General features: G+C 36.2%; 18 protein-coding genes, 1 other RNA gene, 1 pseudogene and 1 riboswitch. Of the genes and pseudogenes, 14 read left to right on the top strand and 6 right to left on the bottom strand.

The window, feature by feature from the left end:
- The 3 genes and pseudogenes from AACZ30_RS05380 to AACZ30_RS05390 form a co-directional block, all read left to right on the top strand.
- A pseudogene (locus tag AACZ30_RS05380) lies at positions 1 to 629 on the top strand (DNA topoisomerase IB); the annotation flags it as partial.
- A gap of 44 nt (positions 630 to 673) precedes the next feature.
- The gene (locus AACZ30_RS05385; protein WP_339648151.1) at positions 674 to 2,602 is read left to right on the top strand and encodes a DUF294 nucleotidyltransferase-like domain-containing protein; all 1,929 of its coding nucleotides are present in this window, start codon (positions 674 to 676) and stop codon (positions 2,600 to 2,602) included.
- Entirely contained in the window at positions 2,602 to 3,264 is a 663-nt protein-coding gene (locus tag AACZ30_RS05390) for a 3'-5' exonuclease (RefSeq protein WP_339648153.1), read from the top strand. The genes AACZ30_RS05385 and AACZ30_RS05390 overlap by 1 nt, the downstream gene beginning before the upstream one ends.
- A 74-nt stretch (positions 3,265 to 3,338) precedes the next feature.
- Here AACZ30_RS05390 and acs read toward each other — a convergent pair whose 3' ends face one another.
- Both acs and AACZ30_RS05400 read right to left on the bottom strand, forming a co-directional pair.
- On the bottom strand, positions 3,339 to 5,246 hold the full coding sequence (gene acs, locus AACZ30_RS05395) for an acetate--CoA ligase (RefSeq protein ID WP_339648154.1): 1,908 nt from the start codon (positions 5,244 to 5,246) through the stop codon (positions 3,339 to 3,341).
- A 274-nt stretch (positions 5,247 to 5,520) separates the two neighbouring features.
- Complete coding sequence (locus tag AACZ30_RS05400) at positions 5,521 to 5,745, bottom strand: hypothetical protein (RefSeq protein ID WP_075327157.1); 225 nt, start codon at positions 5,743 to 5,745, stop codon at positions 5,521 to 5,523.
- A gap of 182 nt (positions 5,746 to 5,927) precedes the next feature.
- Positions 5,928 to 6,060: riboswitch (cobalamin riboswitch) on the top strand.
- A 118-nt stretch (positions 6,061 to 6,178) separates the two neighbouring features.
- On the opposite strand from AACZ30_RS05400, the gene AACZ30_RS05405 reads away from it, so the two are divergent.
- Together AACZ30_RS05405 and AACZ30_RS05410 are read left to right on the top strand one after the other, a co-directional pair.
- A complete protein-coding gene (locus AACZ30_RS05405; RefSeq protein ID WP_339648155.1) occupies positions 6,179 to 7,153 on the top strand; it encodes a ribonucleotide-diphosphate reductase subunit beta in 975 nt (324 codons plus the stop codon).
- Positions 7,154 to 7,194: 41 nt separating this feature from the next.
- The gene (locus tag AACZ30_RS05410) at positions 7,195 to 8,871 is read left to right on the top strand and encodes a ribonucleoside-diphosphate reductase subunit alpha (RefSeq protein WP_339648156.1); all 1,677 of its coding nucleotides are present in this window, start codon (positions 7,195 to 7,197) and stop codon (positions 8,869 to 8,871) included.
- Positions 8,872 to 9,046: 175 nt separating this feature from the next.
- Here the strand turns inward: AACZ30_RS05410 and AACZ30_RS05415 are convergent, their stop codons facing one another.
- The gene (locus AACZ30_RS05415; protein ID WP_339648158.1) at positions 9,047 to 9,892 is read right to left on the bottom strand and encodes a DUF2911 domain-containing protein; all 846 of its coding nucleotides are present in this window, start codon (positions 9,890 to 9,892) and stop codon (positions 9,047 to 9,049) included.
- A gap of 147 nt (positions 9,893 to 10,039) precedes the next feature.
- On the opposite strand from AACZ30_RS05415, the gene AACZ30_RS05420 reads away from it, so the two are divergent.
- From AACZ30_RS05420 to AACZ30_RS05430, 3 genes are read left to right on the top strand one after another with little or no spacing between them, the layout of a single operon-like run.
- Entirely contained in the window at positions 10,040 to 10,549 is a 510-nt protein-coding gene (locus AACZ30_RS05420) for an SRPBCC family protein (protein ID WP_339648159.1), read from the top strand.
- Between the two features lie 12 nt (positions 10,550 to 10,561).
- Positions 10,562 to 11,257, top strand: a complete 696-nt coding sequence (locus AACZ30_RS05425; RefSeq protein WP_339648160.1) for an SDR family oxidoreductase — start codon at positions 10,562 to 10,564, stop codon at positions 11,255 to 11,257.
- Positions 11,258 to 12,562, top strand: a complete 1,305-nt coding sequence (locus tag AACZ30_RS05430; protein WP_339648162.1) for a deoxyribodipyrimidine photo-lyase — start codon at positions 11,258 to 11,260, stop codon at positions 12,560 to 12,562.
- A gap of 4 nt (positions 12,563 to 12,566) precedes the next feature.
- Here AACZ30_RS05430 and kdsB read toward each other — a convergent pair whose 3' ends face one another.
- Both kdsB and AACZ30_RS05440 read right to left on the bottom strand, forming a co-directional pair.
- Positions 12,567 to 13,310 (bottom strand): 3-deoxy-manno-octulosonate cytidylyltransferase, encoded by a 744-nt coding sequence (gene kdsB / locus AACZ30_RS05435; RefSeq protein ID WP_339648164.1) that lies wholly within the window; start codon positions 13,308 to 13,310, stop codon positions 12,567 to 12,569.
- A gap of 66 nt (positions 13,311 to 13,376) precedes the next feature.
- Positions 13,377 to 14,813, bottom strand: coding sequence for an AAA family ATPase (locus AACZ30_RS05440; protein WP_339648178.1), 1,437 nt, complete (start codon positions 14,811 to 14,813; stop codon positions 13,377 to 13,379).
- A 120-nt stretch (positions 14,814 to 14,933) separates the two neighbouring features.
- Between AACZ30_RS05440 and AACZ30_RS05445 the strand changes: the two genes are divergently transcribed.
- The 4 genes from AACZ30_RS05445 to AACZ30_RS05460 are packed head-to-tail and all read left to right on the top strand — an operon-like array spanning position 14,934 to position 17,347.
- Positions 14,934 to 15,584: a hypothetical protein gene (locus AACZ30_RS05445; RefSeq protein ID WP_075327166.1), complete on the top strand. Its 651-nt coding sequence runs from the start codon at positions 14,934 to 14,936 to the stop codon at positions 15,582 to 15,584.
- A complete protein-coding gene (locus tag AACZ30_RS05450) occupies positions 15,571 to 16,389 on the top strand; it encodes a DUF3822 family protein (RefSeq protein ID WP_339648166.1) in 819 nt (272 codons plus the stop codon). The genes AACZ30_RS05445 and AACZ30_RS05450 overlap by 14 nt, the downstream gene beginning before the upstream one ends.
- Positions 16,386 to 16,928 carry an RsmD family RNA methyltransferase gene (locus AACZ30_RS05455; protein WP_208225877.1) on the top strand — a complete coding sequence of 181 codons (543 nt, stop codon included), beginning with the start codon at positions 16,386 to 16,388 and terminating at the stop codon, positions 16,926 to 16,928. The genes AACZ30_RS05450 and AACZ30_RS05455 overlap by 4 nt, the downstream gene beginning before the upstream one ends.
- A 47-nt stretch (positions 16,929 to 16,975) precedes the next feature.
- Entirely contained in the window at positions 16,976 to 17,347 is a 372-nt protein-coding gene (locus tag AACZ30_RS05460) for a hypothetical protein (RefSeq protein ID WP_339648168.1), read from the top strand.
- Here AACZ30_RS05460 and rnpB read toward each other — a convergent pair.
- Positions 17,345 to 17,678: RNase P RNA component class A (gene rnpB, locus AACZ30_RS05465), an RNA gene on the bottom strand. The genes AACZ30_RS05460 and rnpB overlap by 3 nt on opposite strands.
- Before the next feature lie 134 nt (positions 17,679 to 17,812).
- Here rnpB and AACZ30_RS05470 point away from each other — a divergent pair.
- Positions 17,813 to 19,639, top strand: a complete 1,827-nt coding sequence (locus AACZ30_RS05470) for a DNA polymerase III subunit gamma/tau (RefSeq protein WP_339648169.1) — start codon at positions 17,813 to 17,815, stop codon at positions 19,637 to 19,639.
- Between the two features lie 2 nt (positions 19,640 to 19,641).
- The gene (locus AACZ30_RS05475) at positions 19,642 to 20,223 is read left to right on the top strand and encodes a tRNA-(ms[2]io[6]A)-hydroxylase (protein ID WP_093306389.1); all 582 of its coding nucleotides are present in this window, start codon (positions 19,642 to 19,644) and stop codon (positions 20,221 to 20,223) included.
- The last annotated feature ends 25 nt before the right edge of the window (positions 20,224 to 20,248 follow it).

Here is a 20,248-nt window from a genome sequence, read left to right on the forward strand (position 1 = left end):
TGGAAGAAACCCATATTAGAATCGGAAATCATTATTATGCCAGGAAAAATAAAACTTACGGACTTTCAACTTTTAGAACCAGGCACGTAAAAACTTACAAAAACAGGATAAAATTTGAGTTTATAGGTAAAAAAGGTAAAGAACATTCGGTGACCGTAAAAAATAAAAAGCTGATAAAGCTTGTAAACCAATGTGAGGAAATTCCGGGTTGGGAACTTTTTAAGTTCTACGACGAAAATGGCGATAAACACGCCATAGACAGCGGGATGATTAATGAATATATTCACGAAATTAGCGGCGATCTTTTTTCAGCTAAAGATTTTAGAACCTGGAGTGCTACCAAGATTTTTTTTGAAACACTGCGTGAACTTGGCTTTACCAAAGAAGAAAAACAGAATAAAAAGAACCTGCTTCAGGCTTTTGATGCTTCGGCAGAAGGTTTGGGAAATACCCGTGCTGTTTGTAGAAGTTATTATGTGCACCCAAAGATTATAAATTCTTATGAAACCGGAGACATTGTTCCCTATTTTGATAAAATTAAAGCTGAAGAAAAGCAAGATTATATTTCCCTATCGGAAACTGAAAAAGTTATCCTCAATATGATCAAGGATTACGAAGTGAATATTTAAAATTCAAAGAAAAACAGCTATTCATTTTTCTTTAAATTAGCGGTATGAAGAACACCATTGCTTCCCGAATAGCAGATTTCCTTAAAAACTATCCGCCATTCAACCTTTTAAAAAAGGAAGATTTATTAATGATCTCACAACAGGTTAAAGTAAAATATCTTGAAAAAGGAAAATTACTTTTTGCTGAAGGCGATATTGGGCACAAACGTTTTTATGTAGTAAATAAAGGCGCAATTTCTTTAGAACGGGATAATGAAGGTAAAAGAGAAACCATAGATAAATGTGACGAAGGCGATATTTTTGGCCTCAGGCCCCTATTTGCTAAAGAAAACTATCTTATTAATGCTATTGCAGAAGAAGAAACCATTCTTTACGCAATTCCCATAAAGAAATTTAAACCGCTTACCGAAGAAAATAAAGAAGTTGGGAACTTCCTGATTCAGAGTTTTGCTTCCAACACCCGTAACCCTTATGCTGAAGCTCATAAAGGGAAATTAATTTCAGATAAAGAACCGGTAGAAAATCAATATAAACCAAATAATAATCTTTTTGAACTTCAGCCTGCACCGGTGACCCGCAAAGTGGTCATGACCTCACCTGAAACCACTATTAAAAAAGCCGCACAACTTATGAGCAAAAAGAAAGTTGGATCGGTATTAGTGGTTGAAGAAAATATTCCTAAAGGCATTGTAACCGATGAAGATTTTAGAGATATGGTGGCTACCGGCGCATTCGGAATTGATACTCCGGTTTCAAGGATTATGGCATCTCCGGTAATTTGTTATCCGCAGGAATTAACTATTGCCCAGGCGCAGCTCACCATGATGAAACACCATATTAACCATATTTGTATTACCGAAGATGGGACGCCAAATACCAAAGTAGTAGGAATCCTTTCTGAACATGATATAATGGTATCTGAAGGTCATAATCCTTCGGTTTTAATGAAAGCGATTCAACGAAGCAGTAGCACAAACGAATTAAAGAAAATTCGGCATAAAATTACTTTACTCCTGCGCGGATTTCTTGCGGCTAATATTCCTCTAAACCATATTTCAAAAATTATTTTTGAGCTAAATGATGCAACCATAAAACGCATCATTGAACGTTGTATTAAAAAACTACCTACTCCCCCGCCCTGCGATTTTACGTGGATTTCTCTGGGAAGCCAGGGACGTAAGGAACAACTTTTACAAACCGACCAGGACAACGCGCTTATTTTTGAAGATGTTCCGCAGGAAAAACTGGAAGAAACCAGGGCGTATTTTCTGGAACTGGCAAGAAAAGTTAACAAGCGGCTAAACATAATAGGTTACGAATTTTGTCCTGCTGAAATGATGGCGAAAAACCCAAAATATTGCCTTAGTTTAAATGAATGGAAAGACCAGTTTACCAATTGGATTATAGACCCGGGAAACGACGAAATTTTACTTTGTTCAATATTCTTCGATTTTGATATTTCTTACGGAAATGTAAATTTATCTAATGCGCTGGCCGATCATATTTTTAGCCTCACCAAAGACAATAGGAAATTTTATGCGGTAATGGGAGCTACAACTTTAAGAAATCCTTCTCCGCTTGGTTTTTTCAGGCAGTTTTTATTAGAAGAAGACGGGGAAAATAAAGATTTCTTTGATATTAAAAAACGAGGTATTACGCCATTGACTGATGCTGGCAGACTCCTTATTTTATATCATCAGGTTAAAAATATTAGCAATACGGCAGAACGTTTTGAAAAACTGGCGCAACTGGAACCTAATAACAAAGAGCTTTTCCTGGCTTGTGCTTATGCTTCTAAGGTTTTACTAAAATTTAGAACCCAGCACGGTTTAGAAAATAGAAATAGCGGGAGATTTATTGATTTGGAAAGTTTAAGTAAAGAAGAAAAAATTAAACTGAAACGTTGTTTTAAAAGTATTAGGCAGGTGCAGGAATTAATAAAATACCGTTTTGAAGTAACTCCTTATATCTAATGTTGGATTTTTTAAAAAAGAAACCTGATAATCTTCCAGATTTTTGGAAGGACTATGAAGCAAAATTTCAGGAAAAACTTCCAGAAGAAATTGCCGAGACTAGATTTGTTGTTTTTGACACGGAAACCACTGGCTTCGATATAAAAAAAGACAGAATGCTCTCTATTGGTGCTGTGGGTATTGAAAATAAATCTATAAATATTGCTGACGGATTTGAAGAGTATATTTTACAGGAAACTTTTAATCCTAAAACGGTGAAAATTCATGGAATTATTCAAAATGAAAGAATTGAAACACTTTCAGAAGAAGAAGCGGTAAAAGCATTTTTAAAATATATTGGGAATTCGGTTCTAGTGGCTCATCACGCAGGTTTTGATGTGGGGATGATTAATGAAGCTTTATCCCGAATGGGATTACCCAGGCTGAAAAATAAAGTTCTGGATACGGTGAATTTATATCGCGGAACCCGAATAATTTCCAATCTTATTAACCGTGAAAAAAGTTATTCGTTAGACGAAATTGCTGAAACATACAATATAGATACTAAAGACCGTCACACCGCGGCCGGTGATGCTTTTATTACAGCCCTGGCTTTTCTTACCATACTTGGTAAATTAAATACCGATAGAAAACTGAATCTTAAAAAATTATTTCGGATTTAAAAAAAAGACCTCACAGATTTGAAAACCTGTGAGGTCTGGTGTTTTTGAATATTCTTGAAATTTAAGAGTAATTCTTATAAAGAATTTTTCATAATTTTCTCTACAACTTCTGGGTTTAATAATGTTGAAGTATCTCCTAGATCTTCGGTTTGATTTGATGCAATTTTTCTAAGAATTCTTCTCATAATTTTCCCACTACGCGTTTTTGGTAGTCCGCTAACAAACTGTATTTTTTCAGGTTTGGCAATTGGGCCCACCTTATCTACTATTTGTTGAAGAATTTCTTTTCTAAGGTTATCCTGATTCCTGGACTCCCCTACCTCTTTTAAAGTAACAAATGCATAAAGTGCGTTTCCTTTTACTTCGTGTGGGAACCCAACCACGGCAGTTTCAGCTACCGCTGGATGCTCGTCTATAGCATCTTCAATAGGTGCCGTACCTAAATTATGTCCTGAAACTATAATAACATCGTCTACTCTACCGGTAATTCTATAATAACCAACTTCATCTCTTAGAGCACCATCACCGGTAAAATACATATTTTCAAACGTAGAGAAATAAGTTGTCTTATAACGTTCATGATCTCTCCAAACTGTTCTGGCCATCCCTGGCCACGGGTATTTAATACATAATCTCCCGTCTACCTGATTTCCTTTTAATTCATTTCCGTTTTCATCCATTAAAGCCGGTTGAACTCCCGGAAAAGGCAAAGTTGCGTAAGTTGGTTTTACCGGTGTAACATAAGGAATTGGGGTAATCATAATTCCGCCAGTCTCAGTTTGCCACCAGGTATCTACAATAGGGCTTTTATTTTTCCCTACATTATCATTATACCAGTGCCAGGCTTCCTCATTAATAGGTTCGCCAACAGTTCCAAGCACTTTTAAAGAAGAAAGATCGTGGCTTTCTACAAATTCAATATTTCGTTTGGCTAAAGATCTAATTGCCGTTGGTGCAGTATAAAATTGATTCACCTTATGTTTCTCTACCACATCCCAAAATCTTCCGGCATCGGGATAAGAAGGAACACCCTCGAACATTACGGTAGTTGCGCCGTTTGCGAGTGGACCATATAAAATATAGGAATGACCGGTAATCCAGCCAATATCGGCCGTACACCAATAAACATCGTCTTCTTTATACTGAAAAACATTTTTGAAAGTATAAGCCGTGTAAACCATATAACCGGCCGTGGTATGTAACATTCCTTTTGGTTTCCCGGTAGAGCCAGAAGTGTATAAAATAAATAAAGGATCTTCTGCATCCATAGTTTCTGCTTCACATTCATCTGAAGCTTCATCTAACAAGGGTTGAAGCCATTCATCACGGCCATCTTTCATTTCTATATCAGAATCCAGGCGTTTAGCTACTAGCACATTTTCAACGCCGGGACATTCTTCCAGCGCTTTATCTACAATTCCTTTAAGATCTATTGTTTTATTACCACGGTAAGAACCATCAGAAGTAATTAGCATTTTACAATCTGCATCATTGGTTCTGGTAGCGAGAGCTTTTGAAGAAAAGCCGGCAAAGACTACAGAGTGTATCGCGCCAATTCTTGCGCAAGCCAGCATTGCTATGGCAAGTTCAGGAATCATTGGTAAGTAAATACAAACCCTATCGCCCTTTTCAATTCCTTTAGCTTTTAAAACATTTGCAAATTTGTTTACCTTTTTGTGAAGTTCACCATAAGAGATATGTTGCGCTTCTTCTTCAGGATCGTTAGGCTCCCAAATAATTGCCGTTTTGTCAGACCTATTAAAAAGGTAACGATCTATGCAATTTTCGGTAATGTTAAGTTTAGCATTTTCAAACCATTTTACTTCAGGTTTATTAAAATCCCAGCTTAGTACATTATCCCATTTTTTTTGCCAGGAAAAATGTTCTTCAGCTATCTCTTCCCAGAAGTTTTGTGGATCTCTTACCGATTTTCTATAAACTTGAAAATATTCCTCTAAATTCTTAATATGATAATTACTCATAACTTAAATAAATATGTTGATGGTTATGTGGGTTAATAATGAAAAATATAAAATATCTTTCCTGCAATTTATAAAAACCTTCGGAAACCAAATACCCAAATCCCGTTAATATTGGGCTTTTTGAAGTTTTTACGGGAAGTTTAATAGAATAGAAATTTTTGTATAAAAATTAGAAGCAAACTCAGTAAAGCGCTTGTTTGATTTTTAATTTCAAAATAAAGAAAAGTAAAATTGATTTTTTTATGATAGAAGACCTTTTGAAAATTCAAAAAGATTAATGCTCTACAAATTTTTGGTGGTCGCTTAGCCATTTATTTAAATGAGTGGCTTCCCTGGAAGAGACTTTTTTATTTGTTTTTTTCTCTCTCCATTCATTTTCAGATTGTTTCTTGATATAAATCTTAGATTTCTGCCCCAAAGCGACTCCAAAAGCCTTTAAAGTAATTTCAGCTTTCGCAACATATGCATCATCGGTGCGCTGTAAATTTATAAGTCTCATTTTTACATTTTTTTCGATTGATTAGCAAATACTGCAACCTTCACTAAGCAAAGACTATGCCTGCAACCTCACTACTTTCTATGGGCTCTTCTTTTTACCGAAACTTTAACTTGTGAAAAACTATGTTTATAACTCAAAACTGTTTTTATAAAACCACCGCAATTTCCTTATAACTTTACTTTTGTAAAATCATACCGGCGGGTATTACTTTTTGTAATAAACAAGGGGAATCATGTGAGAATCATGAGCTGTTGCGCAACTGTAAAGTAGATTTTTCTACAAGCCAGATCACCTTCCCAACCGGGCTGACTTTTGCTTTCGCATAAAAAGTAAAATGTCCAGGATAATATTTTTGCGGCCTTCCCGCTCTTCTCTTTTCCAAAGACACCTATTTGCTTTTATGCTTTTGATTTTAAACTAAAACAAAAGTGATATGAGTATTTTTCAAAAACGGGTAAATTATAAACCTTTCGAATATCCCGAAATTCTTCAGTTTACCGAAGCAATAAATCGATCATTCTGGGTACATTCTGAAGTAGACTTCACCGCCGATGTACAAGATTTTCATTCTCATCTTAGTGAAAATGAAAAACAGGTGATTAAAAAGAGCCTGCTTGCCATCGCACAGATTGAAGTAGCCGTCAAATCTTTCTGGGGAGATTTATATCAACACCTTCCAAAACCGGAATTTAACGGCCTGGGAAGTACTTTTGCTGAATGTGAATTCAGGCATTCGGAAGCATATTCCCGTTTGCTTGAAGTTTTAGGCTATAACAACGAGTTCGAGAAATTAATAGAAACTCCTGTTATCAAAAAAAGGGTGGCTTATTTATCTGAAGCTTTAGCAAATACAAAATCTTCAGATGAAAAAAAATACGTGTTTTCCCTTATTTTATTTTCAATTTTAATTGAAAACGTATCCCTTTTTAGTCAGTTTGCCATTATTCTTTCTTTCAGCCGATTTAAAGGTATGATGAAAAATGTGAGCAATATAATTGCGTGGACATCTGTAGACGAACAAATTCACGCCAACGCCGGGATATATATTGTAAACCAGATTAAGAAAGAATTTCCAGAATTCTTCAACGAGGAAACTAAAACTCAAATCAGGGAAATTATAGCCCATTCTATGGAAGTAGAATCTGAAATTCTTGACTGGATCTTTGCTGATGGCGCTCTGGAACAATGCAAAAAAGAAGACCTGCTGAATTTTATGAAATATCGCGTAGACGATAGCCTTGAAAAAATTGGTTTGGAAAAAATCTACTTTGTCTCAGAGTATGATTACAAAGCCATGTTATGGTTTGAAGAAGAAGTTTTCGCCAATAGTTTAGACGACTTTTTTGCCAAGCGCCCGGTAGATTATACCAAACACGATAAGAGCATCACCGCCGATGATCTTTTTTAAAAAGATTTCCGCAGAAATAATTCAATCTAAAATCTAGCAAAATGCCCGAAACAATAATTAAAGAAACGCAACAGGAACGCCTATGGTGGCTTAACGAAGAAAGCCAGCAAATACTTAACCGCGGTTATCTATTAAAAGGAGAAACTACAAAATCTGCCATAGAACGAGTTGCAAATGCAGCTGCAAAGAGACTCTACAAACCCGAACTGGCTGAAGCTTTTATAGAAATGATAGAGCGCGGCTGGATGAGTTTAAGTTCGCCAATATGGGCCAATATGGGCACCGAACGCGGATTACCAATTTCCTGTTTTAATGTCTACGTACCCGATAATATTGAAGGAATTACCCACAAGCTGGGTGAGGTAATTATGCAAACCAAAATTGGCGGCGGAACTTCTGGGTATTTCGGGGAATTAAGAGGCCGTGGCAGCGCAGTAACCGATAACGGTAAAAGCAGCGGAGCAACCAGTTTTATGAAGCTGTTTGATACCGCTATGGATACGATTTCCCAGGGAGGTGTGCGCCGCGGAGCTTTCGCAGCTTACCTGGATATAGACCATCCCGATATTAAAGAGTTTCTGGAGATAAAAAATATTGGAAATCCCATTCAGAATTTATTTTATGGCGTTAGTGTGCCCGATTACTGGATGCAGGAAATGATAGACGGTGATCGGGAAAAACGCGAAATCTGGGCTAAAGTTTTGGAAAGTAGGCAACAAAAAGGTTTGCCATATATTTTCTTTAAAGACAATATTAACCGCTTTAAACCGCAAGTTTATAAGGATAAAAACTACGTTATAAATTCCAGCAATTTATGTTCAGAAATCGCACTGCCCTCAACCGAGGAAGAGTCCTTTATTTGCTGTCTCTCTTCTATGAATTTGGAGCTTTACGACGAATGGAAAGATACTGAAGCAGTAAAACTGGCTATTTATTTTCTTGATGCTGTTTTACAGGAATTTATCGCGAAAACCGAAGATAATTATTACCTCACTCCTGCCAATAAATTTGCAAAAAGACATAGGGCACTCGGTCTTGGTGTTATGGGTTGGCATTCTTATCTTCAGAAAAACAGGATTCCTTTTGAAGGCTTAAAAGCAAAAGCCTTAACAAATTCCATCTTTAAAGAAATTAATGAAAAAGCTACAAAAGCAAGTAAGGAATTAGCTAATATTTATGGCGAACCCGAGGTTTTAAAAGGCTACGGATTGAGAAATACGACTTTAATGGCCGTTGCGCCTACTACCTCGTCTTCTGCAATTTTGGGACAGGCATCACCGGGAATTGAACCTTTTAGCAGTAATTATTATAAAGCCGGATTGGCAAAAGGGAATTTTATGCGGAAGAATAAATATTTAAAGGAATTGCTCCAGGAAAAAGAATTGGATACCGAAGAAACCTGGCGAAGTATTATGCTAAACCACGGAAGCGTGCAGCATTTAAAAGAATTGAGCGATGAAGAGCGAATGATCTTTAAAACTTTTAAAGAGATAAGTCAGTTAGAAATTATCCAGCAAGCTTCGGTTAGGCAAAAATATATAGACCAGGCGCAAAGTTTAAATTTGAATATTCCTTCAGACCTTCCGGTTCGGGAAGTAAATAAGCTAATGATAGAAGCCTGGCAACTGGGAGTTAAAACCCTTTACTACCAAAGAAGTCAAAGTGTTTCTAAAGAATTTATAGCTAATATGGTGAATTGTGCAAGTTGTGAGGCTTAGGTCTTGAAATTAATATAAAAAAGGCTGTCTGAAAATATCTCAGAACGTCACCCTGAATTTATTTCAGGGTCTAATATGTTAGATTTTAAAACATGCTAGAAGCTGAAACAAGTTCAGTTTGACGAAAACAGGACATTTATCAAACAGCCTTTTTCTTTTTCAAAAAAAAATCAACTTACATAGCTCCCCATTCTTTTAGAGAGTCTTTGTTCATTTTTACGTAATCCTGGTTTCCGGCTTTTTCAGCTTCAGCTAAAGATTTTTTGGCAGCTGCAATTGCTTCTTCTTTTTTACCAAGATCGGCTGCGATAAGCGATTTTCTTCTTAAGATCCAAAAGGCATTCGGGTTACCCATTTCAAGGGATTTATTTACCCATTCGTAAGCTTTTTCCAAATCTTTTTCAGCATCGTGATAATAAGTTGCTGCAGCAAAATAATCTCCTGCCCCTGGGCCATTCATCGTTTTTTCAATACTGGCCATTGCTTTTTCTTCAGTAGGCACTTCAAATCTTAAGCTTGCTACGGTATTTTCCCAAATAATATTAAGAGCAGCAGAATCATTTTTCAGCTCATCTATCATAATGGTAAAAGTTTCCATTTCAAATGGAAGTTCCATCACTTCTGCAGTTGCTTTTAGCACTACTTTCTCTTCGTTCCATTCAGCAGGATTTCCCCAGTTAGAAGCATCATTATAAAACATTACTTCCCATTCGTCTTCCTTCGGAATTGTGTAAATAGCGTAAGTTCCCGCTTTTAATTCTTTACCCTGAACAGTAACATCGTCACTAAAAATGATTTTGGTATTTTCGTTAGCACCGGTACGCCATACTTCGCCATAAGGTACCAGATCGCCAAAAATCTCACGATCTCTCATTCCTGGACGGGAATATTCTAAAGTGACATCGGTAAGTCCAACTTTTTGTTCAACTTTAGTAAACGGACTGGCTTGAGGCGCCTTTACCTGTGCCTGGGCAGCACTCATAAGCCCGGCTGTACATAAAAATAAAAGTAGTTTTTTCATTGTTCAGTTTGTTTTTAGTTTGATCAAATATACCGAGAAATTGATTACCAATTTAGATAAGAATCAACTTCATTTATATTTTGTTTAACTATAATAATTTTATTTTAAACAAAACTACTCTTAATTTTACAATCAAATATAATTAGAATGAAAATCTACACTAAAAGATCGGTCCAAAAACTTCCCATTAGCCTGGAAAAAGCCTGGGAATTTCTCTCCAGCCCAGGAAATCTAAAGACCATTACACCAGACTATATGGGATTTAATATTATCTCTGGAGGCGATCGCCCAATGTTTGCCGGGCAAATTATTCAATATATAGTGACCCCTATAGCGGGAATTAAAACCAAATGGGTAACCGAAATCACTCACGTGAGAAACAAAGAATACTTTGTAGATGAACAGCGCTTTGGGCCTTATGCTTTATGGCATCACAAACATTTTTTAAAAGAAATACCCGGCGGTGTAGAAATGGAAGATATTATAGATTATAAGCTACCTCTGGGAATTCTGGGGCAAATGGCTCACCCATTCCTGGTGGCTCCAAAACTGAAAGAAATTTTTGATTACAGGCAGGAAAAACTTGTAGAGCTTTTTGGTGAATTCGATGAAAATAAAGTTAAAAACGCAACCCTAAAACAAGATATACTAAACTAAATAAATTGAATTATGGAAAAGAATATTTTACTTATTGGTGGCTCAACCGGAATCGGACTTGAAATCGCCAATCAACTGGTTAAAGAAAATAATGTAATTGTTGCTTCAAGAAATAAAGGCGAATTAAATGATGATATAAAGCATTTAGAATTTGATGTTTTAAAAGATAATATTGAAGATCTCGATTTGCCGGAAAAAATACACGGGCTGGTTTATTGCCCCGGCAGCATAAACCTGAAGCCTTTTAAGATGCTAAAACATAAAGATTTTGAGGAAGAAATGAATCTTAATTTCTTAAGTTTGATAAAAGTGGTTCAGGGAGTAATGCCGAAATTAAAAGAAGCAGAAAATGCAAGTTTGGTGTTTTTTAGCACTGTTGCTGTGAAAGTTGGAATGCCCTTCCATACTAGCGCTGCCGCCGCGAAAGGTGCAATTGAAGGTTTCGCAAAATCTCTCGCAGCAGAATATGCTCCCAGCCTTCGCGTAAATGTGATCGCTCCATCTTTAACCGATACGCCATTAGCTGAAAAATTATTGTCTAATGATTCGAAGAAAGAGAAAATGAGTGAAAGACATCCTCTTAAAAGGGTTGGAAATGCCAAAGATATTGCGAACGCAGCTACCTTTTTATTAAGCGATGAAAACAGCTGGATCACTGGACAAATTATTGGGGTAGACGGCGGACTTTCAACTTTAAATATTTCGTAAATGAGTAAAGAGGTGAATATTTTTTGGTTTAGACGTGATTTAAGATTAGATGATAATGTAGGTTTTCTCGAAGCTTTAAAATCTGATAAACTGGTTTTACCAATTTTTATTTTTGATACAGAAATCCTTGATAATTTACCTAAAAACGATGCTCGTGTAACTTTTATACACGAGCAGCTTCAAGAAATGCGAAAAGAACTGCAAGATGATTTTAGCAGCTCTATCGCGATGTATCACGGCAAACCAGAAGAAATTTTTCAGCAGTTAATTAAGGAATATCAAATTGCTGAAGTATTTACTAATCATGATTATGAACCTTACGCAACCCAAAGAGACAAGGAAATAGCCGAGCTGCTTTCTGAAAATAATATTGAATTTCACACTTTTAAAGACCAGGTTATCTTTGAAAAAGATGAAGTGGTAAAGAAAGATGGCGATCCTTATGTGGTGTACACCCCTTACATGAGGGCCTGGAAAGAGCACTTCAAATCCCTGGATCTTAAAATTCATTATACGAGTCAATATCTGGATAATCTTATTCAAAATACCAGGTTACCTAATTTAAGCTTAAGTGATATTGGATTCAAAAATTCAGAAATTAAAGTACCGGATTATGATGTTACGTCTACTTTAATTCAGCAATACGAAAACACCAGAAATATTCCCGGAAAAGATGGTACTTCTAGATTAGGCGCCCATATTAGGTTTGGTACTGTGAGTATTAGAAAAATGGTAAAAAAAGCTAATGCCGAAACAAATAAAACCTTTTTAAATGAATTGATCTGGAGGGAGTTTTTTATGCAGGTGTTATATCACAATTCTGATACTGTAACTGAATCTTTTAAGAAAAAATATGACCGTATTGAATGGCGCAATAACGAAGAGGAATTTGAAAAGTGGAAAACAGGAAACACAGGTTATCCACTGGTAGATGCCGGAATGCGCCAATTAAACAAAACTGGATTTATGCATAATCGCGTAAGAATGCTGGTAGGGAGCTTTCTCTGTAAGCATTTGCTCATAGATTGGCGCTGGGGTGAAGCCTATTTTGCCGAAAAACTACTGGACTACGAGATGTCTTCTAATGTAGGAAACTGGCAATGGGTAGCCGGAAGTGGTGTTGATGCTGCACCTTATTTTAGAATTTTTAATCCAACAACACAAATTGATAAATTTGATAAGGATAAAAAATATATCAAAAAATGGGTAGAAGAATTTGAAACCGATGATTATCCTGAAAAAATGGTAGACCATAAAGAAGCCCGCGAACGGGCTCTAAAAGTTTATAAAGATGCCGTAAGCTAATTATTTAATTGTTCCAGATCTTCCTGGCTTTTTCAAGATCTTCAGGAGTATCTATACCAATGGTTTGCATTTCAGTTTCAACCATTTTTATATTTTTCCCGTATTCTAGGAATCGAATCGCCTCAATCTTTTCGGCAGATTCTAAAGAAAGCATAGGTAAATTATAAAAATCGATTAGTGCTTGTTTTCTAAACGCATAAATACCTAAATGTTTAAAATAGGTCACTTTTGCATCTGTATTTCTTGGGTAAGGAATAGGAAATCTTGAAAAATACATCGCAAAGTCATTTTTATTGGTAATTACCTTTACGTTGTTTGGGTTAGTAATCTCGTTACTTTCTGAAAGAGCGGTTTTTAAAGAGGCAAGATCTATGGCAGAAGCATCATCTTCCCGAAAAACAAGTAGCAATTTAGCCAAACTGTCTTTATCTATAAATGGTTCATCTCCCTGTACATTTACAACAATATCAACATCCATATCCTGCACCGCTTCAGCAATACGGTCGCTTCCGCATTCATGTTCTTTCTTGCTTTTTATCGCATTGCCACCGTTTTTATTAATTTCAGCATAAATTTTATCGCTATCGGTTACCACATAAACTTCGTCAAAAAGTCCGGTGTTTTTTGCAGCTTCGTATGTTCTGGTGATTACCGTTTTTCCGTTTAGGTCTTTTAAAAGTTTCCCCGGAAAACGAGACGCCTCATAACGGGCAGGAATCATAGCGATTATTTTAAGCGGATTATTCATTGGAAATTATTAATTATTGGAGGTTAAATTTAAGTTTTAAAATTTGAATTAACGCAAATGGAAAAGTTATTTATTTAGGAAAAAATCATCTTTAAATCCTATGAGGTAAAGTTTATTGGTTGCTCTTGTTACCGCGGTATAAAGCCATCTTAAATATTCTTTGCCAACGCCCTCGGGCAGGTAAGGTTGTTCTATAAAGACGGTGTTCCATTGCCCACCCTGAGATTTATGACAGGTCATCGCGTAAGAAAATTTGATTTGTAAGGCATTAAAAAACTTATTGTTTTTCACTTTCATAAACTTCTTGTATTTAGAAGTTTCATCTTCATAATCTTTCATTACTTCCTGGTACAGCTGGTTAGATTCTTCATAAGAAAGTGACGGCGTATTGCTGGTTAGCGTATCTAACATCACCACGGTTTCAAAAGGACGCATTTTAGGATAATCTACCATTTGCACCTGTACTTCGGCAAACCGGAACCCGTAAAGCTCTTTTATTCCGAAAATTTCCAGGACTTTTACAATATCTCCGTTAGCTATGAACCCGGCTTCAGAATTTGGTTTTATCCAGAAATAATTATTTTTTACCACCATAAGATAATCTCCAGCTGAAATTTCCTCTTCCTGGAATAAAATTCTAGACCTTATTTGTTGGTTATACAAATTCGCCCTTTTATTAGATCTTACAATAAGACTGGTTTCCTCGTTTCCCAATTCATTATAACTTTCCTCGATGGCATTCATAATTTCGTAACCATCCTGTAATCTAACTACATCTGCTTTGGGAGTGATTTCAAACTGAAAGCTATCATAAAAACCGTCTTGTAAGCTTTGCCTAATTTTAGTGGCATTTAGCAAAATATCGCTTTCTTCAGCCTGCCTCACCACTTCGTCTAACTCAATATGATGCACTTCTTTATTATAGGAAAACTGAAGTTTTTCAGCTTCCAGTGCCGGGCTAATTTCCATCTTTACCGGTGGAAGCTGTGCGGTATCCCCAATTAAGATAAGCTGGCAATTATGCCCTGAATATACAAACTGAATAAGATCGTCTAACAAGCTTCCATTTTCCATTAATTTGGAATTTGTAGGCGTATCAGAGATCATTGAAGCTTCATCTACAATAAAAATACTGTTTTTGTGTTTATTGGGTTGAAGCACAAATTGTACTCCGCTCCCGCCACTTTTCTTCGGAAAATAGATCTTTTTGTGAATGGTAAAAGCTTCTTTTTTAGAATAATTCGAGATCACTTTCGCCGCTCTTCCCGTAGGTGCCAATAAAACTCCAGTTTTTTTAATTTGCCAAAGGTTTTTCACCAGCGTACTGATAATCGTGGTTTTACCGGTTCCGGCAAAGCCTTTCAGCACAAAAAGTTCATCTTTATTATTGTTTAAAACAAACCGGGAAAGTTGTTGTAAAGCAAGATCCTGCCCTGCTTTAGCCGTAAAACCCAGATCGCTTAAAAGAAGTTTATAAAATTTGGAAGCATCAAGATTTTCCATAGAAGATTTATCAAAAATCAAAGATAGGAATGGATTTTTACGGAAGAAACTTTTACGAATAAAAAAAAATTGTAGATTTGTCGTGAAACACTAGTAATTTTAAAACAAAATTTAGAAAGCATGAGACTTGCAATTCAATTACTTCTTTGGGTGGTTATTATTGGTTTAGCCTACCTTACCTTTAATGCTGTTTACGAACCAATTCAGTTTAATAAAATTAAAGAAAAGCGTTATGCCAAAGTAGTTGAAAACTTAAAGGATATTCGTAATGCAGAATTAGCTCACAAAGAAATTGTGGGGACTTTCCAGGATGATTTTGATAAATTAGTAGGATTTTTAGATACTGCAGAATTTGCAATTACCCAACGTCGTGATACTACTGTATTAGATGAGGAATACAGAAAGCAGTATGGTGTAGACGAATATATTGAAAAAGTAATTGTTGATACGCTTGGTTTTGTTTCTGTAAAAGATTCATTATTTAAAGGAAATAAAGAGCGTTATACCAATATGATAAATGTACCGGTTGATGATGTAGATGCTAAATTTGAGCTGGATGCAGGTACAATTACAAAAGGAAATTCAGAGATTCCTGTTTTTAGAGCAAGAGTAGCTAAAAGTGTTGTATTGCAAGGTTTAGATAAAGAGCTTATTTTGCAACAAAACCAGGTACAATCTGTAGACGATATTAACGGTCGTTACATTAACGTTGGCTCTCTGGAAGAGGTTAACACAAAAGGAAACTGGCCAACCCAATATGGCGACGAATAACAGCAAAAAACAAATAAATTTAGAACTGTCCATTCAGGTTTCCCTGGATGGACTTTCTTTTTGTACCCTAAATTCTGCTGAAAATAAAGTGGTACAATACAAGAAAATTCGTTTTTCGCAACAGGTAGACCCTGTGAAACTGCTTGAAGAAATTCAAAAAATATATGCTGAAGAAAAAAGCATTGCTGAAGCCACACAAGTAAAACTTATTTTTGATAATGCACTATCCACTTTGGTTCCTGCAACTTTATTTAAAGAAGAGAATGCTTCAGATTATTTAAAATTCAACACCAAAATTCTTAAAACCGATTTCATTGCCCACGAGGAAATTGGGGATACAGGGATTATTAATGTTTATATTCCATATACCAATATCATTAATTTCTTTTTTGAGAAATTTGGAGAATTTGAGTACCAACATCTCAATACGGTTTTAGTCGAAAATTTATTGAAATTACCAAAAGTAGAAAAACCACTAATATTCGCACATATAAAAAATAAGCAGTTTGAGCTGGTGGTAATAGAAAATAGTGAACTTTTGTTATGTAATTCTTTCAGTTTTACTGAAAAAGAAGATTTTTTATATTATATTCTCTTCACTGCTGAACAACTTAATTTAGATCCGGAGAAATTCAGGTTAATTTTGTTAGGAGCTATTAGCAAAGCTTCTCCCCTGTTTAAAATTGCGTTTAACTACATTAAGCACGTTGAACTTTTAGAAACCGATTTCAGTTTAGATTTAGAGGAAGAGTTTACCGGTTTGAATCAGTTAGAAGAATATGTATTATTAAAGTCATTTAAATGAGAATAATTTCAGGATCACATAAAGGAAAAAGATTAATGGCTCCCAAAAAACTACCGGTACGCCCTACAACCGATATGTCTAAGGAAGCACTTTTCAACATCCTGAATAATAATTTTCAGTTCTCACAATTAAGCGTTCTCGATCTTTTTTCGGGAACCGGCAATATTGCTTATGAATTTGCTTCGCGGGGAAGCCAGGAAGTAACCGCCGTAGATGCCAATTTTGATTGTGTGAAATTTATAAAAAAAACAGCCCAGGAATTAGATTTAAATATTACCACCATTAAAAGTGATGTCTTTAAGTTTCTTGAAAAGGCATTTGTAAAGGCCGATATTATTTTTGCCGACCCACCTTATGATTTTGAAAAAGAAAAATTTTTAAAAATCCCACAATTAGTCTTTGAACACAACCTACTTAATCCAAATGGTCAATTAATTATTGAACATTCTAAACACACCAATCTTTCTGATCTTCCTAACTTTATAGAAGGGAGACGTTATGGAGGTTCGGTTTTTAGTTTTTTTGAGAATGCAGAATAATTTCTGCTGAAAAAAAGCAGCCCGACTGGGCTAATAAACTCCATGGTATGACAGCTAGGATAAAAAGGATTGAGCTTATTGATGTTATTTTGAGTTTCTATGAAGGGATAGTTATTTCTGAAGTAAAAGACGATGTAGTTTTTGAAATTGAACACGTAGAACAAATTCTAAAAATATGCAATGAGGTTTATAAAGGTGCAGATTTTGTTTATGTATCAGACCGGAAGAATAATTACAATGTAAATCCAACGATTTATTTTGAATTAAAAGACGTGAAAAATTTATTGGGAATAGCTATAGTAAGTCAGCGATATGAAGCCTTACAGGTGGCTAATTTTGAAAAACAATTTTCTCCGGTTCCTTTTGATATCTTTTCCCATATGGACGAAGCCCGGGCGTGGGCAAAGACATTATTATAAAAAAGCAGGCCTGTAATCCGGATTCTGTTCCTCCCGTTAACCGGGGTTCCCCTTATCATTTATCTCCGGTTTTTGTTGCCAAAAACCTTTAGCTGCCTACCCTCCGGTAGCAAGCGAGCAGCTTGCAAACACCGGTTTACATGGCATTGCACCGCATAGAGTTTACCTGATTTCACTACAGCATTACCTGTACATCCTTTCTGTTGCACTAGTCCTGATTGCGTTCCGGAAAACCGAAACGGAACCGGTGGGCGTTACCCACTATGCCGCTCTTTGGTGTCCGGAATTTCCTCCATCGAATAAATTCGTTGGCGATAAGGCGGCCTGCTTGGTGCAAAGGTAGTTTTTTAGTAAGTTTCGCGATTAAAAAAATGTTGATTTCTTCGCCTTATTTGTTTAAAAATATAAGCGATTGCCTTAGAACTTATGGTGGCTATTTTTATATTTGTAGTTCAATAAATTTCAATGGAACATTTTATAGTATCAGCTCGTAAGTACCGCCCACAAACTTTTAAAGATGTGGTAGGGCAACAAGCCATCACAAATACCTTAAAGAATGCCATTGAACATAATCACCTCGCCCAGGCACTTCTTTTTACTGGACCCCGTGGTGTGGGAAAAACAACCTGCGCACGTATCCTAGCAAAAATGATTAACCACGATGGTACGCAAAGCCCAGATGAAGACTTTGCTTTTAATATTTTTGAACTCGATGCCGCTTCTAACAACTCGGTAGACGATATTAGGAATTTAATAGACCAGGTTAGGATTCCACCTCAAGTTGGGCAGTATAAAGTGTATATTATAGATGAGGTGCATATGCTCTCTCAATCGGCTTTTAATGCATTTTTAAAAACATTGGAAGAGCCGCCACAGCACGCTATTTTTATTCTGGCTACGACTGAAAAACATAAAATAATCCCCACCATACTTTCTCGTTGCCAGATCTTCGATTTTAAAAGAATTACGGTAAGCGATGCTAAAAATTATTTGGGATATATAGCGCAACAAGAAGGGGTAAATGCCGAGGAAGACGCATTAAATATTATTGCGCAAAAAGCCGATGGTGCTATGCGGGATGCGCTTTCTATTTACGACAGGGTTGTTAGTTTTAGCGGAAAAGACCTAACCCGGCAGGCAGTTACAGAAAACCTTAATGTACTGGATTATGATACCTACATCAAGGTAACCGATCTTATTTTAAGTAATAATATTCCGCAATTGCTGTTAAGCTATAACGAAATCCTTTCCAGCGGATTTGACGGCCACCATTTTATTAGTGGACTTGCTTCGCATTTCAGAGATCTTTTAGTTTGTAAAGATCAAAAAACGATTCAGCTTTTAGAAGTTGGGGAGCAAACCAAAGCCCGTTATTTTGAACAAGCTTCAAAAACCAATCACCAGTTTTTAATTAAGGCCATAGACCTGGCTAATGAGTGCGATCTCAAATATAAAACAAGCCAAAATCAACGTTTATTGGTTGAACTTTCTCTAATGCAGCTTGCCTCTATCACTTTTGATGGAGAAAAAAAAAAGTTTGATCAGTCAATAATTCCCGCTTCAGTTTTTGAAAAGCAGCCTACCGCGCTTTCTTCAGAAGAAAAAAGTATAGTGCGCGAGAATGAACACGGCGAAACTGCAACTGAAGCCCCAAAGGAAAGTCAGTTACCTTCAGGAGAAAATAAAACTCCAGATAGCCACTGTGCCGATGATAAAGAGGACAATTATCATTCAGATGAAACAATGGTGCCACAGGCCAAAGAAGAGCAGGAAAAACCCGCTACACCTTCCCCAGAGCCAAAACCGGTAACCGATCCTAAAATAAAAAAGGAAAAGGTTTCAGGACTTTCCTTAAAAAGTATTCAGAAGAAAAGGGAAATAGAAGCACGGCAACAGGAAGCTGCCCCAACAAAAAACGTGGTGCTCCATAATGAATTCAGCGAAACGCAGTTGCAAGCCACCTGGAATGACTATGTAAAACGAATTAAGAAACAGGGCTCAAAAATTCTCGCATCTATTCTTGAAACCGATTTACCCAAGCTCAAAGAAGACAATCAAATTGTTATAGAATTACCTAACGAAACGATGAAAATTAACCTGGAGCGGGAACAAAACAAATTGATGTCTTACCTGAAGCAAAAACTTCAGAATACCGAAATAAGGCTTGTGATTAACGTTAACGAGCAGTCGGCGAAAAAATATGCCTTCACTCCTATTGAAAAATACAATAAACTGAAGGAGAAAAATCCTTTAATAGATAAACTTAGAAGTACATTTGATTTAGACGTATAGATATGCTAGGACTAAAACTTCCCACAGACCCGCGCTGGGCCAATATTGCCGAAAAAAATATTGAAGATATTCTTGTAGACCACGCTTATTGTGAACAAAAAGCAGCTTCAACAGCAATTTCCTTAATTGTTTCTTTCCCAGAATACACCGAATTGGTAGATGAGATGATCGCTTTATCCAGAGAAGAAATGGGCCATTTTAAAATGGTACATGAGCAGTTGCTAAAACGCGGATTTGTTTTAGGAAGAGATAGAAAAGATGAATATGTAATTAAACTACTTAGTTTTTTTCCAAAAGGCGGTAGTAGAACCACGCAGTTAATTCACAGGCTCCTAATTGCGGGATTAATTGAAGCCAGAAGCTGTGAACGTTTCAGGTTGCTTTCAGAAGAATTAAAAGATGAGGAACTCGCTGAATTTTATCATAAATTAATGATTAGTGAAGCCAACCATTATACTATGTTTTTAAAGTTTGCCAGAAAATATGGCGAGCGAGCAGAAGTAGATAAGAAATGGGAAGAATTACTCGATTTTGAAGCTGAAATAATGAAAGACCTTAGTAAAGATAAAACCATTCACGGTTAATTGAAAAAATAAAAAACCCGGATAA

The organism is uncultured Salegentibacter sp., from assembly GCF_963972535.1.
Classification (GTDB): Bacteria; Bacteroidota; Bacteroidia; order Flavobacteriales; family Flavobacteriaceae; genus Salegentibacter.